Genomic DNA, 16,252 nt, shown 5'->3' with positions numbered 1-16,252 from the left:
GGCGCAATGACGGACCGGCGGCCCATGTCGATGCCGGTCGAAGAGGGAGCACTTGCATGCGCATCCTGCTGCTGGAAGACGAACCGGAGATGGTCTCGGCACTGAAGGCCGCTTTGGCGCGGCGCCAGGTGATCGTCGACCACGTTGCAACGCTCGCCGACGCCGAGGCCGTCGCCGAACTCTGGCCCTATGACGTCGTGGTGCTCGATCGCCGGCTGCCCGATGGGGAGGGTCTGGACCTCATTCCGAAACTGCGGGCCCTCGGCGTGGAGGCACCGATCCTGATGCTGACGGCGTTGGGGTCGATCAACGACCGGGTTACCGGCCTTGATGCCGGTGCCGACGACTATCTCGCCAAGCCCTTTGCCGTCGAGGAACTGATGGCCCGATTGCGGGCGCTTGCCCGGCGACCGGTTTCGCTGAAATCGGAGCAGATCCGGGTCGGGCGTCTCACCTATGATTTTCGCCATCGCGAGGCAGCCGTGGACGACAAGCCGCTCGATCTCTTGCGGCGGGAGCGCCTCGCGCTCGAGGCTCTGATGCGGCGCCCCGGCCGGACCGTTCTGCGCACGACGCTGGAGGAATCGGTCTACGCCATGGAAGACGAAATCGAGTCCAATGCACTCGACTCCCACCTTTCACGCCTGCGCCGCAAGCTCGACGACGTGAGCGCCGGGGTCGAGATCAGGGCCATCCGCAACCTCGGCTATCTCCTGCGCGCGACGGCATGACCCGGACCCGGCCTCGCTCCCTGCAATGGATACTGGTGCGGCGGCTGATCCTGCTTCAGGTCGCAACGCTCTTCGTGTTCGTCGGCCTGCTACTGGGGACACTTTTCATCATTCAGCCGCGCCTCGTCGTCGAAAACGAGGCCGCGCTGGACGCCCTGGAACAGGCGCTCGGGCGCGATGCGAACGGCGCCTTGACGGTGCGGCAGACCGAAGAGCTCGTCGACCTTCGCCAGTCCTACCCCAATCTCTGGTTTGTCATCCGGGACGCCGCCGGTCAGCTGCTGCGACAGGGAGACGTTCCGTCGCCCTATGCCGAGAGCGGTGGAAACCTGCTTCAACGCGTGGACGGCGCGACATTGCTTTTTCCCGACGGCGGCACCCTGCCGGACGCTGTCTTACGGAATGTCGAAACGGATGCGGGCCGGGTCCAGATCATCACTTCGACCGTTTCATCTCGCCGCGACGGCGGCCCCTTGGACATGCAGATCCATATCAATATCGACGTGGCACGCGACATCGACGGCACGACGACCTGGACCGAGGTCGTGCCGTCGGTCGCGCTGCTTGTCCTTTGCTTCCTGCTGCCCATCGTTCTGGTAATGGGCGTGGCGACGCTGGTGACGACGCCCGCCGTCGTCCGCCGTTCGCTTGCCAGCCTCGTCTCGACCGCCGACCAGGCCGGGCGCATCGATATCGACAACCGGGCCGTCCAGCTTGAAACCGAAAAGGTGCCGGCGGAAGTCGCTCCATTGGTGCGCGCCTTCAACAGGGCGCTGGCGCGGCTTGGCGAAGGATACGACCAACGCAACCGCTTCCTGACCGACGCGGCCCATGAATTGCGCACGCCGATTGCCATCCTGCGAACCCGCGCCGAACTGTTGCAGGAAGATGCCGAAAGCACGCGCCTGAGGCTCGATATCGAGCGCCTGTCGCATCTCGCCCAGCAGTTGCTCGACCGGCAGGTGCTCGAACATGCAAGTGGCGCGCCTGAGACGGTGGATCTTGTCGCCCTCGCAAAAAACATGGCGGCCGATTTCGCTCCGCTCGCATTCGAAGCCGGCTACGAATTGGCGTTCGAAGCGACAGTACCAGTGGCGCAGGTCAACGCTCGGCCGCGGCAGATCGAGCAGGCTGCCGCCAACCTCCTGCGCAATGCCATCGAGCATGGCGGTGGCACTGGCACGATCACCGTGCTGGTGAATGCAGAGGGTGGCCTGGAAATTCACGACGACGGGCCGGGTATTCCGGCGGCGGAAAGGGAGCGGGTGTTCGAACCCTTCTATCGGCTGCGCCCGCGTTCCACCGGCGCCGGGCTCGGGCTCAACCTCGCCCGCGAGATCGCACGCCTTCACGGCGGCCGTATCGATATTCTTGTGGGTGCGTGGCGGGGTACCCGGGTTCGTCTGCAATTGCCGCTTCTCGCCCATAATCAGCCGGCGAACGGCGCGGCGCGCGCGCCCGCCTGACAGAACACGGGACCAACAGACCGTTCCCCAACTTTATCAAAAGCTTTTCAGGTACCCCCTTATCAAGGCGCTACCGTTGCTCCACATTTGCTGCGAGACATCGTGACCGTTCGGTTCACGCACAGTTCACCCGTTCGACCGTCATGGAGAACAGCAATGCAGAACCCCTCACCTTCACTTGAGGAAGGCAGCTGGCCGGTCCGGCGCAGGAGCGTGCTCGACTGGCTGATCATCGAAACGCGCAACCAGCGCTTCATCGACAACATCCTTGTCGAGATGTGCGAGCGGCTTGTGGCGGCCGGAGTGCCGGTTGCGCGCGCAACGCTGCATTTCCGGATCAACCATCCGCAATGGCTCGGAGCCCGCATCTTATGGCGCAGAGGTCTTACGGAAGCCGAGATTGACCTTTACGACTATGGTACGCGGAACACCGCAGTCTACCTCAAGAGCCCGCTTTATCTGATCCACGAGGGCGCGACGGAAGTTCGCACCAACCTGGAGGTTCTGACAGAAGAGGACGCGCAGAACTCGCTCTATGTCGACTTGCAGGCCGAAGGACTGACCGAATATATCGCCTGGCCGCTCGAGCACACGCTCGGCAAACGCCATGTGGTGACCTTCACCACCGATCGCAAAGGTGGCTTCGAGGATGAGCATATCGCCTTTCTTCAGGATCTCCTGCCCGCTCTGGCACTGGTCAGCGAAATCCGGCTCAAGAATCGTTTCGTGCGAACGCTGCTTGAGACCTATGTCGGGCCACATGCGAGTGAACAGATCCTCGCTGGCGCCACGACACGCGGCAGTGGCGTCACGGTCAGTGCTGCGATCCTGATCTGCGACCTCAGAAATTTCACCAAACTGTCCGACCTCTGGCCACGCGACGACGTGATCGATCTGCTCAACGCCTATTTCGACGCGATGTCGGAACCGATCGAACGCCATGGCGGTGAGATCCTCAAATTCATGGGCGACGGGCTGCTGGCAATCTTTCCGCTCAGCAAGCCGGAAGCGGCGGAAAACCTGCTGCAGGCGATCCGCGAAGCCGAGGCGGCCATCGCCCTCCTCAACAAGGACAACCTCGCCAAGGGCAGGGAGCCGCTCGGTTATGGGATAGGCGTCCATGTCGGTGACGTGATGTACGGCAACATCGGCTCGCGCCGCCGGCTGGATTTCACCGTCATCGGTCCCGCCGTCAACATCGCCTCCCGGCTCGAGAGCCTGACCAAGGAAACCAAACGTCCGGTGCTCTTGTCGCGGGCCTTCGTGGAATTGGCCGGCTGCGCGTCGAGCATGGAGCATCTCGGCCCCTATCCGGTAAGAGGGATTGGCGAGCCCATCGACGTCTACGCCTTTTCCGGCGACGGCCCGGCGCCGACCTTGCGGGTGGTCGCGGGATAAGACCGTCCGCCAGCCCGGTCACGATCTTGAAAAGCAGGTAGTTGTCCGCGGACAACTACCGCGCATCAGGCGCAGTTGGCTAGCCGATTGGGCTCGGTGCGAATTGCGCGACGAGTTCATGACGATCGCCGGGATAGGTCAGGCGCACATGCGTGACCGGCGCGCGACCGCTCCAGGTGCGCCGCTCGATCACCAGGCAGGCGGTGCCGGTGGAAATATCGAGCGCTTGTGCTGCCGACTTGTTGGCCGCGACGGCGCGAATGCGGTGTTCGGCCGTGCTCCACGGCACCTTGCCGAGCAGCCACGAACCGGGTGCCGACGTCTCGAACAGTTCCGCCTCTGCTTCCGGCACGGCCGAAAGGCTGATCAGCCGCTCCTCGAAACAGAAAGGACGGCTGCCGGCAAAATGCCGACATGTTAACTCCAGCAGCTTTGCCGACGCGGGAAGATCCAACCGTTCGACGTCCCTCCCCTCGACCTTGCGCACCCTTCGCTCGTCCAGCCGGAAGCTGTAATCGAGGCCTAACGATTGAACCTCGAGCTTGACGTCGTGGATCTCCATGACGGCGGACTGAACCTGCGGAAACGTGACATAGCTCCCGGACTTGCGTCGACGCTCGATCAGTCCTCGCTTGACGAGTTCCGTCAGCGCCTTGTTCACGGTCATCCGCGAGCAATCATATTGCTCGGTCAATTCGTGCTCGAAGGGGATGCGGTGCCCCGGCGGCCATTCCCCTGAAAGGATACGCCCTTCGACGTCGCCGAGAATGCGCTGGTGCAGCGACAAGGGTTGCCCTTGATCGGCAACGGCTCCCTGTGTCTCATCTGAAACGGTTTGGTCTTGCTTGGTGTCCATGACAGCGAACTTAATCAATTCGCGGCCGCGAAACAGCCCTTCTCTCGCTGAAACACGCTTTTCCACGACGGCATCCGTCGACGATGTTGACAGCTGTCAACGCCAGCGCCGCCAGCGCCTCACGCGGGCAAACTGGCACGGATCAGTACAGGAGGTGCCAGGGCGTGAGAAAAGCGCGTGCCCATTCCTGATCGCGGTCGGATTCTTCGCACGCGGCGTTGTCAGCCGTCGTCGGTTCGACCTCCGTTCGTGGCTGCCGTATTGCCTTCGTCGCCTTTGGCGGAGGCGGCGCAAGGTAACCGAGGGTCATTCCACCAAGATAGAACATAACGAACCTTCTCGCGTCACGTCGTTGATCGACACAATCGTGACACAATCAAGCCAGCCGTCAATAGTCTATAAATTCTATGCTCTAATTAGAGATATCCGGTCGTATCGAGATCGTCGCCGCGGCGTGTCCCATTGCTGGAGTTGTCCGCGGACAACTTCAGCTCCCCTCCAGTCGCCACCGCGGGACATCGGCGCAAATCGCTATGCATTTGTAAAACCGCTCCGAATCGGAGCATAGTGCATCTGCGCATATTGTCCGGATATGACGATTTTTGCGCAGTTTTCGGGGATATCGATGTTGCAACAGAAAATTCAAGGCGAGGACGTACAGGAGCATCTGCCGACGCTTCTGGCTGCCGACGCTTTGGAACTTGCGCATCAGCTGCAACAGCATCAAAAGAAAATCTTCCCCCCACAAGCGCAAAAGGCAATGCGCCTTTTCAGCCCTGCCGAAGCAGCCGCATTCATCGGAATCGGCGAAGGCTATCTCAGGCAAGTGGCCTCAGAGGGCCATGGCCCGGCGCCGTTGTCAAACGGTCGGCGCATGTACGCGATCGACGATATCGAACGCATCCGCCGCGTTCTCGACGAAGGCGGAAAATCCGGCAAGTACATCCCGCACCGGCGTGGCGACGAAAAGCTGCAGGTCCTGTCGGTCATGAATTTCAAGGGCGGGTCGGCAAAGACAACGACATCGGCCCATCTTGCTCAATATCTGGCGCTTCGCGGCTACCGAACGCTCGCGATCGACCTCGATCCGCAGGCCTCACTCTCAGCCCTTTTCGGCCATCAGCCGGAACTGGATGTCGGCGAAGGCGAGACGCTCTATGGAGCGATCCGCTATGACGCTCCGCGCGCCATTACCGACATTGTCCGGTCCACCTACACCGCCAATCTGCATCTCATTCCCGGCAATCTCGAGCTCATGGAGTTCGAGCATGAGACGCCGAAGGCGATGATGACCGGTGGGGCGGCGGAAACCCTCTTCTTCGCCCGCATCGGCGACGTGCTGGCGGAAATCGAAAGCTTCTACGACATCGTCGTTATCGACTGCCCCCCACAGCTCGGCTTTCTCACCATGTCGGCCCTTTGTGCCGCAACCTCGGTTTTGATCACCGTGCATCCGCAGATGCTCGACGTGATGTCGATGTCGCAGTTCCTGTCGATGACGAGCGAGTTGATGAGCGTGGTCGAGAAGGCCGGCGGTCGAACCAGCTACGACTGGATGCGCTATCTCGGAACCCGATTTGAGCCGAATGATGGTCCTCAAAGCCAGATGACTGGCTTTATGCGCGCCATTTTCGGCAATCGCATGCTGCAGAATGCCATGGTGAAGTCGACCGCCATTTCCGACGCCGGCGTGACCAAGCAAACGCTCTACGAGGTCGAGCGCTCCCAATTTGTCCGCGGCACCTATGATCGCGCCATGGATTCGCTCAACCTCGTCAATGGCGAGATCGAGGACCTGGTCCGCAAGGTCTGGGGGAGGAAGTAATCCATGGCCCGCAAGAACCTGATCGGCATTTCAGACGACTCCATCGATGCGGATGTCGAGCGCGTCGCCACCGATCGACCGATTGCAGGGCTGAATGCGGCTACTCGTTCACCGACAACCGTCGGCGGCATCACCCGATCGCTGTCGAACATTACGCAGAAGGTTGAACGCGCCCAGGAGCTGGAACGACAACTCGCCGAGGGCCTTGCTGTCGTCGAGCTCGACCCAGCGCTCGTCGATGCGTCCTTCGTCGCCGATCGCCTCGGTGTTGCGGCGGATGCGCAATTGAGCCTGGCAGCGCAGATTCGCGAGCACGGACAACAGGTCCCGATCCTGGTGCGGCCGCACCCGACCGCCGATGGCCGTTATCAGGTCGCCTACGGCCACCGGCGGCTTGCGGCCGCCCGCGAAATCGGCGGCAAGGTCCGCGCCGTTGTTCGCGACCTCAACGATGAGCAGCTGGTCGTCTCGCAAGGGCAGGAAAACAACGCCCGCGCCGACCTCTCTTTCATCGAACGATCGCTCTTTGCCACCCGTCTTGAGGATCGCGGTTTTTCGCGTGAGATCATCATGTCAGCGCTCGGCGTCGACAAGGCCGCTCTTTCGAAGATGATCACGGTCATTCGCCGGCTACCGATTACCATTATCGAAGCCATCGGCCCGGCGCCATCGATCGGTCGACGCCGTTGGTTCGAGCTTGCCGAGTTGCTCGATCCGACCGGCAAACCCGAGGCCGCAAGCACCTTCATGCAAGGAAAGAAATTCCAGGAGGCGACGAGCGATCAGCGCTTTGATGCATTGTGCGCGTATCTGAGCGCCTCCAGGGTCCGTGCCAAGGCAATCCCTTGGGTAGCGCCCGACAGGACAACCCCGGTCCGGATCCGTGAAACAGACAGCGGAACGACGCTCGCCTTCAGCACGAAGGCGGCACCGGGCTTTGCAGATTTCGTGAGGCAGAGGCTCAAATCTCTGTACCTCGAATATCAAGAGGAAACAGGAGACTAACAGAGCAAAAGAAAAAGGCTTCCGAACGACTAGCGCTGCGGAAACCCTTCTCTCGTGTAGCAACTAGAGAATCCCATTTCCGCGAATCGGTGTCAAGAGTTTTCAACGTCGTTTCGGCGAACGGATTTCTTTTGCCTTGGAAAAGGTGAAGAAAAATGGATCGTGGGATTGTCACGACGCCCTTCGGGCGGCGGTCGATGACGCTTGGGATGTTGGCGTGCCAACTTTCCAGCGCTCCGGCCGTCGACGATGGGAGCGTCGACAAATGGAAATTGTTTCGAACGATTTGTGTCGCCAAGGCGAGCCTTGGGGTTTCCGATCGTTCGCTTGCCGTGTTGAACGCACTGCTGTCATTTTATCCAAGGACCGAACTGGACGTCGCAAACGGTCTCGTCGTGTTTCCATCCAATGCGCAGCTTTCCTTGCGAACGCACGGCATGGCCGAAACGACACTCCGGCGGCACCTCACAGCGCTTATCGACGCCGGTCTCATCCTGCGGCGCGATAGCCCCAACGGCAAGCGTTACGCTCGCCGCGACCGCAAAGGCGCCATCGGACAAGCGTTCGGCTTCGACCTTGCACCGCTGCTTGCCCGCGCGGCCGAAATCGAAGCTGAAGCAGCACGCTTGGAAGCTGATCGCCGCTATCTGCAGGTGATGCGCGAACGGTTGAGCCTTTGCCGCCGTGACGTCGCGAAACTTGTCGAGCTCCTGCGCCAGTCGGATTTTGTCTACGCGGATGAGGCGGAGATGCAGTGCCAGGCCGTCTATCGGGCTCTTTCGCGCAAACCGCTGATCGCCGAAGTGGTTCGAGCGTTGGACATTCTCGCCGCACTGCGCGACGACCTGACTAATCGCCTGGAAACACTTCTAAAAACACAAAATACGGTCGGCAATGAACGCCAAAATGAGCGGCACATACAGAGTTCAGAATCCGATAATCTTTCTGAATCTGAAGCCGCTTGTGAAAAGGCTGAAGCCGAGTTTTCGCGTCAGCTTCAGGATGAAGAACGGTCGCGGAAACATCTGTTGAGAAGCCAGCTTGCGGAGGATCCGCCAACTCAGAACCGACAGCGGTTGCCACCGCCGGCGCAAAACCCGCTAAATGCGCTGCCGGTCGTGCTCAAAGCCTGCCCGCAGATCCGTGATTATGGACCGTGCGGCCGTATCGACACTTGGCGTGACCTGCTATCGGCAGCGGTCGTGGTCAAAACCATGCTCGGGATCAGCCCTGATGCCTACGACGACGCTTGCGCCACCCTTGGTCCCGAAACGACTGCGACCGTCCTTGCATGCCTTCTCGAACGATCGGAACACATTCATTCTGCAGGCGGGTATCTGCGTGATCTGACACGGCGGGCAAGAGGCCAGTCGTTCACGGTCTCGGCGATGCTGTCTGCGCGGCTGCGTGCCCAGGCGGGAGGCACAGCGATGAGTTCATAGACGAGATCCGCACGCCCTTTGCTGCTGCGGGCCACGGTCTTGGAAGATTGTCGCGCGCTTGTTTGCGAGGGGAAAATGAGGGACACTATGGGCGAAGGGATTCGTTGATATCTTTACGTTATCATCATGCCCCGGGTTGTTTTTGAAGCCTCGCCATCTCTCAGAAAACATTGCTGTTTCTAGCCCTTTCGGAAGGAAGGGGGCTGTTTGGTTCCGTCTCGCGGACGCGAGCTGAAAATGCCCTCGGCGACGGTCGTCAGCGATCCCTAAGATTGACGTTGTCGACGCAGGAATATACCCGATTTCGGTTCAAGCAGAGCGTTTTTCGTGACGGTTTTAAGCCTCGATGAACGCAGCCTCTGCGGCTGGTTGACAGCTGTCAACGACGTTGGCGGATAGTGCCCTCCCCTTGCCTACAGAAGTTCAAGGGGAGCCGCTGGATTGCACAGCGATGCTGTTAAAGTTGGAAGCTCCATAGAAAACCATCGAGGGAGAAAGCAGCCGATGGCGCAAGTCGTTATTGTCAATGGGCCTGCGGGTGTCGGCAAGACCACGGTGTGCCGTATGCTTGCGCAACGCCAAGCCGGTACGATCAACATCTCTGGCGACGTTTTGCGCCAATTCGCGCCGCCTGATGCCCGTGACCACCTGGGGGCTGGCTCAACCTACAGAGCGGCGGCCGCGCTTACCACGAGCTATCTGGACATGGGCGCCCCACGCGTCCTGTTCGACTATGTTTTCGAAGGCGCGGAGAAGCTCGCAATCTTTCGCCGGGGACTTCCTTCAAACGCATCGGTTCATGTCTTTACGCTCTGGGCGCCGGTTGACCAAATCATTCACCGGGAGGCCACGCGCGAAGGGAGGGATAGATTGGGCGACACCGTGTTGGCTACATTTAACGCGCTTTCGCGAAATCTGGGGACGCTCGGTCTTGTGGTTTCGAACACCGAAACAGCAGAGGCCGCTGCACAGACCATTCTTGATGAAATTGTCCGTGCCGAGCGCACTGCGTAGCGCAAGGCGCCAACCAGATCCGGGTCCCGTGTCCGACAACGCCAAGTCCGTCGCCTGGGCATTGCCGGAGTTGACAGCTGTCAACGTGCCAACGCCTGTACTCGCCGACAGAGCCGAGGTGGGTGACCCGATCGGCAGCTTACGTGACCAACTATCCGGGGCAGGATAGTGAGTTCTGCGGCCCCTGCCCTGGAAGATCCTGAGGAAGCGGTTACATCGGGGATATCCATTTGCTGAGCCGCCTTGATGGTGGCCGCCGCGCTTTTCTGTGAACCCGCATTCCCCCGCGATCCAGCCAGAAATCTTCCACCTGTGACCGAAATGAATATCGTGTTACGTTCCGTATCCGCCGCAACACTCTTAGTTCGAAATGCGATACCAGACCCCTGATCCTTTCCATCCAGCCTTGATTCCCTTGATGATTTCGGCCGAGGACGCGTTGGCGCGGCTCGACGAACGCACGAACCGCCACGCGGTCGAAGAAGGCTATCGAGAACGCGGCCACTTTTTCGATGCCGCCGCGGCTCTGTGGGTCGCAGGCGAGCTCGTGCACGTCGAGGACCTTGTTCTGCACGATGCGCATATGGATGCCCGTGCACCGACACATGAATTGACCATTGCTCATTCCGTGCTGCGGGCTCGTCGCCGCATCTGGCTGGCGGAGCCTGCCTGGGCCTTGTCCAGCCAGGGGATCGCGGCGCTCAGAGGCGAACAGCTTGCGGCTGCGGATAGCGGCGGGATGCTAACCAAAACGCGCCCGGAAGCGCCTCACACGGCCGCCGGTTCAGATCCTGGGCCCGAGGTCGAGGCGGACGGGCAACCGGAAGACAATCCGATGGCAGCCGAGTTTGCGGCCATCGATGCGGCGATCGCTCGCTCGCAGCATCTGCTTGACGCCCACAAACAGGATGCCCTTGACGTCGCCGAGCGGGCAGCCCTTGCAACGGCTCAGGAGCCCCTCGGGCAGTTGGGTCTGCTCTTTGACGAGGAATGGGACGAGGAGGCGCGCCTTGATGATTGGCGCCAGACAATCGCTGCGGCGGATCAGTTGCCGCCTTGCCTCGGCGCCACCTTGCTCTTCGATGCCTGGGACCGGAAGGAACCACTGCGTCGCCAGCATTGGCTGGGTGCGCTGCTGGTCAGCGCCTATTTGCGATCACGGGGTAAGGTCACATCGCATCTGCTTGTCTTTAACACCGGCCTGAAGACGGTCCGGTATGAACGGCGGCGGTCGCAAGATGCGCTCACCCGGTGGAGCGCCTTTCTGGAAGCGATGACGGTGACAGCGGAACTGGGCCTCAAGGAACTCGATCGGCTCTCTCTCGCAAAGACCCAGATGGAGATGCGCATTCGCGATCGCCGTTCCAACAGCAGCCTGCCGGCGCTGATCGAGCTTGTTCTGTCGCGGCCGATTGTCTCTGCGGCTCTTGTTGCCCGGCATGTCGGCGTGACGCCGCGCGGCGCGCTCAACCTGGTGCGTGAACTCGGCATTCGCGAAATGACCGGCCGCGGGCGCTACCGCGGCTGGGGTGTGTTGTAAGACGACGGCGAAGCGACCGCATCCCCTTGGTTGTGATCGAACGAAAGCGGCGTCGCCTCAGCCCGTGGTGATCAAGATCAAAAGCGCGAAGATGACAGGCACGAGGATCAGTGCCGGAATAATGATGGCCGGATAGCCGAAGGCGACGATTGCAAGCAGCCAGATCAAGGCGCAATTGATCAGAAACAGCACCTTGGCCGTTTGCGATCCTTGCACGGCCTCCTTCAGCATCCAGCCGAATACCGGCACGTGATAGACGAGTCTGGCGATCATTGGTTTTCCCTTTCTTGGGCGATCCGTGAGGGGAAACGGATCGGCTCCGGTACATTCATTTTTACGGACGCGCGGCGTCATTGGCGCGCTGGCGGCTGAAGCCGGCGGTCGCGTCAAGGCGTTCAGGGTCAAGCACCCGCATGGTTTTCGGATGGCTGAAATCAATCAGGCCTTCGCGCTTGAAACGATTGAGGCAACGGCTGACGGTTTCGACCGTGAGGCCCAACCAATCCGCCAGGTCGGCGCGTGTGAGGTGAAGATGGAAACTCAGCCGGGCAGGGGCACCGTTGCGGGCAGCCCGGTTGAACAAACGAGCCAGTTCGACCAGCGCACTGGCAACCTTTTCGCTGGCAGTCTTGCGGCCGAGCAATGTGGCATGTGCTTGCATCCGGTGGAGCGTCGCCTTCAGTTCACGGGCGATAGCCGGGTCGTCCGCATTGAGGTCGGCATCGCCCAGGGGCTCGATGCGTGCAACGCTCAGCGTCTCGGCCGTGGCAATGTTGCGGCCATCGACCGTGAAGCCGAAAAGCCGGCCCGGGCCGAGCACGTCCGTGATCTGCCGCCGTCCGTCGTCAAGCAGCTGGGAGAGAACGACACAGCCGTCAACGACGCGGTAGAGCGAGCGGTTGCGGCCGCCTTCATAAAGCAGTGTGTGGTTTTCGCCGACAATGCGGCTTCGCACGACTGGGCGAGGCGACCTTATTGACGACGTGCGAGGAGGAACCGCAAGTTGAGCGGCTGTGAATTGGGTCTCAGGCATGAAAGACGTCCGCGTTGCGGATGCAAGGCGGCGTCGCGCCCTGGTGGCATCCGTCATCGAAGCAAGATGTTGACAGCTGTCAACAGAGGTTCAGGGCCGAGCGATGCGTTGCGGCGGTCCCCGCGGACTGGCGTTTGGCGAGTGAAACTGCGGCGTCGAACGAGCCACCCGCTCCGTAATTATGGGCGAGCGGCTTGCTTGCAAGGGTTCCCCGACCGTGTCGTGCGGGGCGGGTAACAATGCCCAGAAGAACCGACAGGCGCTGCAGACATGTTTGTGAGCAGGCTTTTCCGTGCCGTCTTCGCCGGTTGCGGTCTGACAGATATCCGGCAAAGAGCCATCGGGGAGGGCATAGAGGGCAAGTTCGGCGGCCGGCCGAGGTGCGGCAAGCGCTGGCCCGAGATGGGCGAAGCCGAGCAGGAAAAGCGCCACGGCGCACAGGGTGCGCAGCGCTCCGGTCCATCTCGCTTTGGTGCGGCGCGTCATCGCCTCTGTGCCCATCCTGACCTGCTTGTCCGATGATGCAGAGATAGGCGAGCAGCTTGACAAAGCTCAATGTGGCAAACCGCGCAGGGGCAGAATGCCGCAGTCACGAGAACGCCGTGCGTCCGGTCGGGCGCACGGCGTATTAAACTATTGATTTATATTGTTTTTATCACAAAAATGGCGGGCAGAATCAATCCTCCTCGACAAAAACCTCCCGGCGCTTGGCTTTCACGCTCGGCAGGAACACCACAACGAGCACCAGCGCTGCGATCGAGAGCAGGATCGCGCTGATCGGGCGGGTGACGAATGTGGTTGGGTCACCGCGCGACAGGATCATGGCGCGGCGAAGGTTTTCTTCCAGCAGTGGCCCGAGCACGAAACCAAGCAGCAGTGGCGCCGGCTCGCAGCGCAGCTTCAACAGCAGGTAACCGACCAGGCCGAAGAAGGCGACGGCATAGAGGTCGTAGACGTTGGAGTTGACGCTGTAGACGCCGATCGAGCAGAAGGCCATGATGATCGGGAACAGCACGTAATAGGGGATCTTCAGCAGTTTCACCCAGAGCCCGATCAGCGGCAGGTTCAAGACCACCAGCATCAGGTTGCCGATCCACATCGAGGCGATGATGCCCCAGAAGAGCGCAGGCTGCTCGCTCGCAACGTTCGGGCCCGGCACGATGCCCTGGATGATCATCGCGCCGATCATCAGCGCCATGACCGGATTGGCGGGAATGCCGAGTGTCAGCAGCGGAATGAACGAGGTCTGTGCGCCGGCATTGTTGGCGCTTTCCGGACCCGCAACGCCGGCGATGGCGCCGTGACCGAATTCTTCCGGTCGATCCGAAACGCGCTTCTCCACCGTATAGGAGGCGAAAGCTGCGAGGATCGCGCCTCCGCCCGGCAGGATGCCGAGCGCGGAGCCGATGATGGTGCCACGCACGACCGGCGCGAACATGCGCTTGAAGTCGTCGCGGGTCGGCATCAGGTCGGTAACCCTGGCCATCAGCACCTCACGGGTGCGTTCGTTCTCAAGATTGCGCAGGATTTCGGCGATGCCGAAAACGCCGACCGCGAGAGCCACGAAGTTCAGGCCGTCGGCATATTCCCGGATGCCGAGCGTGAAGCGGGGCGTGCCCGAATAGATGTCGGTGCCGACGAGGCCGAGCAACAGGCCGAGGGCGACCATGGCCAGAGCCTTGACGATCGACCCGTGCGCGAGCGCGATCGAGGAGACGAGACCGACGATCATCAGCGAGAAGTATTCGGCGGCGCCGAATTTTAGGGCTATCTCGGTCAGAGGCGGCGCAAACACAGCGACGAGGAAGGTCGAGACGGTGCCGGCGAAGAACGAACCGAGGGCGGCGATCGCCAGTGCTGCGCCGGCGCGGCCCTTGCGCGCCATCTGGTAGCCGTCGATCGCAGTAACTGCCGAGGAGGATTCGCCCGGCATGTTGATCAGGATCGCTGTGGTCGAGCCGCCATACTGCGCGCCGTAGTAGATGCCGGCGAGCATGATCAGCGAGGAGACGGGCTCAAGCTGGAAGGTGATCGGCAGCAGCATGGCGATGGTCGCCGTGGCGCCGATGCCGGGCAACACGCCGATCAAGGTGCCGAGCAAAACGCCGATCAGGCAGAAGAGCAAATTGGCCGGAGAAGCGGCGGTCGCAAAGCCGAGCGCGAGATTGCTGAAGAGTTCCATCACGCGTCTCCTAAAACTGGACCCAGGGGCCGAAGCGCTGGAAGGGAAGGCCCAATCCGTAGCTGAACACCGCGACCGAGAAAGCGGTCAACGCCGCCGACAGTGCAAGCGCCATGAGCGGTTTCATCCGGCCCGAGGCAAAGCACGCGATAAGGGCGGTGAAGAATAGCGCCGGTACGAAGCCAAGGCCACGGACGGTCAGGCCGAAAAAGACCGGTGCCGGCAGGATGAAGATCATGCCACGCAGAGCGATCGCGCCGATTGGCTCGCCCCGGACGCGGGCGGATTGCACGAGGATCACGATGCCGAGAAGTGTGAGGATGATCGCGAGCAAAAGTGGGAAATAGCCAGGCCCCATGCGAAAGGCCGTGCCGAGCTCGAGGTTGAAGGCTTGCCAGGCGAAGAACAACCCGACCGCCGTCAGGATGCCGCCGCAGAGCGCATTGGTGGTGTCGAAGGAGAGTGACTTCATCGTGTCCCCATGTGTTGCTGGCGGGGTAGCCGGGCCGAGGCGTTGACGGGCCTCCCGCATTGGCATTGCCGGCTCTCGCCGGGTTCGCACATTGGGCGATGTCGCGTTGACAGCTGTCAACCGGTGTTGCCGGCGCTTGGGCCTGTCATGGCACCGCCGCGAGCATCATCCCATGTCAGAACCGCCGCGCTCGGAAAACGATCAGAGCGCGGCGCGACGGATAAGGGATCAGTCGGCGTACTGGCCGGCCGCTTCGATCACCGGCTTCCAGCGGGTGATCTCGCCTTCAAGCTTGGCCTTCAATGCAGCCGGGGTGGCGTCGGCATCCGACGAGGGTTCGGTGCCAAGTTCACCGAAGCGCGCGACGACGTTCGGGTCCTTCAGAGCGACCTGAAGCGCCTTCGACAGGCGCTCGTTCACTTCGGCCGGTGTGCCTTTGGGTGTGTAGACGCCATGCCAGATGCCGACCTGCAGGTTCGGCAGGCCGCCTTCGGCGGTCGTCGGCAGGTCCGGGAAAACCTTGAGGCGTTCCGGCGAGGTGACGGCGTAAGCCTTGATCGTGCCGCCCTGGATCTGCTTCGTGGTGTTGGTCGTCTGGTCGCACATGATATCGACCTGACCACCGAGCAGATCGGTCATTGCCGGGCCGGTGCCCTTGTAAGGCACGGTCGTCAGCGGCGTTTCGATGGCGCTCATGAACATCATGCCGCAAAGATGCGAGGCGGCGCCGATGCCGGCATTGGCAACGGTGACGGTGTCCTTGTTCGCCTTGACGTATTCGACGAGGCCCTTCAGATCGGCCGGCTCGAGGTCCTTGCGGGCGACGATCGTCATCGGCACCTCGGTGACGAGACCGACATATTCGAAGGCGTTCAGCGTGTCATAGGCAAGCTTGCGGTAGAGCGTGGCGCTGGTTGCCATGCCGATGTGGTGGAGCAGAACCGTGTAGCCATCCGGATCGGCCTGGGCGACACGACCGGCACCGAGGGTGCCGCCGGCACCGCCGACGTTCTCGACGATAATCTGCTGACCGAGATCCTTGGACATGGATTCGGCAACGAGGCGTGCAACCGTGTCCGTCGGGCCGCCGGCAGAGAACGGTACCACCATAGTGATCGACCGCTCGGGGTAGGTCTGGGCGTTTGCGGAAACGGCAAATATGGAAAGGGCGGCGACGGCGCCGAGCAAGGCGTTGAGGGTTTTCATCTTTTCCTCCCGGATGAAATATCGGCCAGCCGGCAAGGTTTCCTCCCACGCCGGTCCTGGATGCCCCATTTGCAAATGCAAC

Annotated in this window: 14 protein-coding genes; 8 read left to right on the top strand and 6 right to left on the bottom strand. The window is 61.4% G+C overall.

Annotation, left to right across the window (positions count from 1 at the left end):
- Positions 1 to 56: 56 nt before the first annotated feature.
- The 3 genes from BBX50_RS17820 to BBX50_RS17810 all read left to right on the top strand — a co-directional run bounded on the left by BBX50_RS17820 (position 57) and on the right by BBX50_RS17810 (position 3,595).
- A complete protein-coding gene (locus BBX50_RS17820; RefSeq protein WP_065776651.1) occupies positions 57 to 731 on the top strand; it encodes a response regulator transcription factor in 675 nt (224 codons plus the stop codon).
- Positions 728 to 2,197, top strand: a complete 1,470-nt coding sequence (locus BBX50_RS17815) for a HAMP domain-containing sensor histidine kinase (protein ID WP_065792085.1) — start codon at positions 728 to 730, stop codon at positions 2,195 to 2,197. The genes BBX50_RS17820 and BBX50_RS17815 overlap by 4 nt, the downstream gene beginning before the upstream one ends.
- A 156-nt stretch (positions 2,198 to 2,353) precedes the next feature.
- Positions 2,354 to 3,595 (top strand): adenylate/guanylate cyclase domain-containing protein, encoded by a 1,242-nt coding sequence (locus BBX50_RS17810; RefSeq protein WP_065776649.1) that lies wholly within the window; start codon positions 2,354 to 2,356, stop codon positions 3,593 to 3,595.
- A 79-nt stretch (positions 3,596 to 3,674) separates the two neighbouring features.
- Here BBX50_RS17810 and hutC read toward each other — a convergent pair whose 3' ends face one another.
- The gene (gene hutC, locus BBX50_RS17805) at positions 3,675 to 4,451 is read right to left on the bottom strand and encodes a histidine utilization repressor (protein ID WP_065776730.1); all 777 of its coding nucleotides are present in this window, start codon (positions 4,449 to 4,451) and stop codon (positions 3,675 to 3,677) included.
- 625 nt (positions 4,452 to 5,076) lie between these two features.
- On the opposite strand from hutC, the gene repA reads away from it, so the two are divergent.
- The 5 genes from repA (at position 5,077) to BBX50_RS17775 (ending at position 11,277) form a co-directional block, all read left to right on the top strand.
- Positions 5,077 to 6,276 carry a plasmid partitioning protein RepA gene (gene repA, locus BBX50_RS17795; protein WP_139108493.1) on the top strand — a complete coding sequence of 400 codons (1,200 nt, stop codon included), beginning with the start codon at positions 5,077 to 5,079 and terminating at the stop codon, positions 6,274 to 6,276.
- Between the two features lie 3 nt (positions 6,277 to 6,279).
- Complete coding sequence (gene repB, locus BBX50_RS17790) at positions 6,280 to 7,281, top strand: plasmid partitioning protein RepB (protein ID WP_065776647.1); 1,002 nt, start codon at positions 6,280 to 6,282, stop codon at positions 7,279 to 7,281.
- Between the two features lie 155 nt (positions 7,282 to 7,436).
- On the top strand, positions 7,437 to 8,723 hold the full coding sequence (gene repC, locus BBX50_RS17785; protein WP_065776646.1) for a plasmid replication protein RepC: 1,287 nt from the start codon (positions 7,437 to 7,439) through the stop codon (positions 8,721 to 8,723).
- 504 nt (positions 8,724 to 9,227) lie between these two features.
- The gene (locus BBX50_RS17780) at positions 9,228 to 9,737 is read left to right on the top strand and encodes an AAA family ATPase (RefSeq protein ID WP_065776645.1); all 510 of its coding nucleotides are present in this window, start codon (positions 9,228 to 9,230) and stop codon (positions 9,735 to 9,737) included.
- Positions 9,738 to 10,107: 370 nt separating this feature from the next.
- On the top strand, positions 10,108 to 11,277 hold the full coding sequence (locus tag BBX50_RS17775) for an RHE_PE00001 family protein (RefSeq protein ID WP_065776644.1): 1,170 nt from the start codon (positions 10,108 to 10,110) through the stop codon (positions 11,275 to 11,277).
- Positions 11,278 to 11,334: 57 nt separating this feature from the next.
- Here the strand turns inward: BBX50_RS17775 and BBX50_RS17770 are convergent, their stop codons facing one another.
- From BBX50_RS17770 to BBX50_RS17745, 5 genes are all read right to left on the bottom strand, one after another.
- A complete protein-coding gene (locus BBX50_RS17770; protein ID WP_065776643.1) occupies positions 11,335 to 11,550 on the bottom strand; it encodes a hypothetical protein in 216 nt (71 codons plus the stop codon).
- Positions 11,551 to 11,611: 61 nt separating this feature from the next.
- A complete protein-coding gene (locus tag BBX50_RS17765) occupies positions 11,612 to 12,232 on the bottom strand; it encodes a helix-turn-helix domain-containing protein (protein ID WP_065776642.1) in 621 nt (206 codons plus the stop codon).
- Between the two features lie 754 nt (positions 12,233 to 12,986).
- Entirely contained in the window at positions 12,987 to 14,492 is a 1,506-nt protein-coding gene (locus tag BBX50_RS17755; protein ID WP_065776640.1) for a tripartite tricarboxylate transporter permease, read from the bottom strand.
- A gap of 10 nt (positions 14,493 to 14,502) precedes the next feature.
- Positions 14,503 to 14,964, bottom strand: coding sequence for a tripartite tricarboxylate transporter TctB family protein (locus tag BBX50_RS17750; RefSeq protein WP_065776639.1), 462 nt, complete (start codon positions 14,962 to 14,964; stop codon positions 14,503 to 14,505).
- 228 nt (positions 14,965 to 15,192) lie between these two features.
- Positions 15,193 to 16,170: a tripartite tricarboxylate transporter substrate-binding protein gene (locus tag BBX50_RS17745; protein ID WP_065776728.1), complete on the bottom strand. Its 978-nt coding sequence runs from the start codon at positions 16,168 to 16,170 to the stop codon at positions 15,193 to 15,195.
- Positions 16,171 to 16,252: the final 82 nt, after the last annotated feature.

It is taken from the genome of Ensifer sp. LC11, from assembly GCF_001695835.1.
GTDB lineage: Bacteria > Pseudomonadota > Alphaproteobacteria > Rhizobiales > Rhizobiaceae > Ensifer.
The sequence above is the reverse complement of the archived record's forward strand: the minus strand, read 5'-3'. Positions and strand labels throughout refer to the sequence as shown.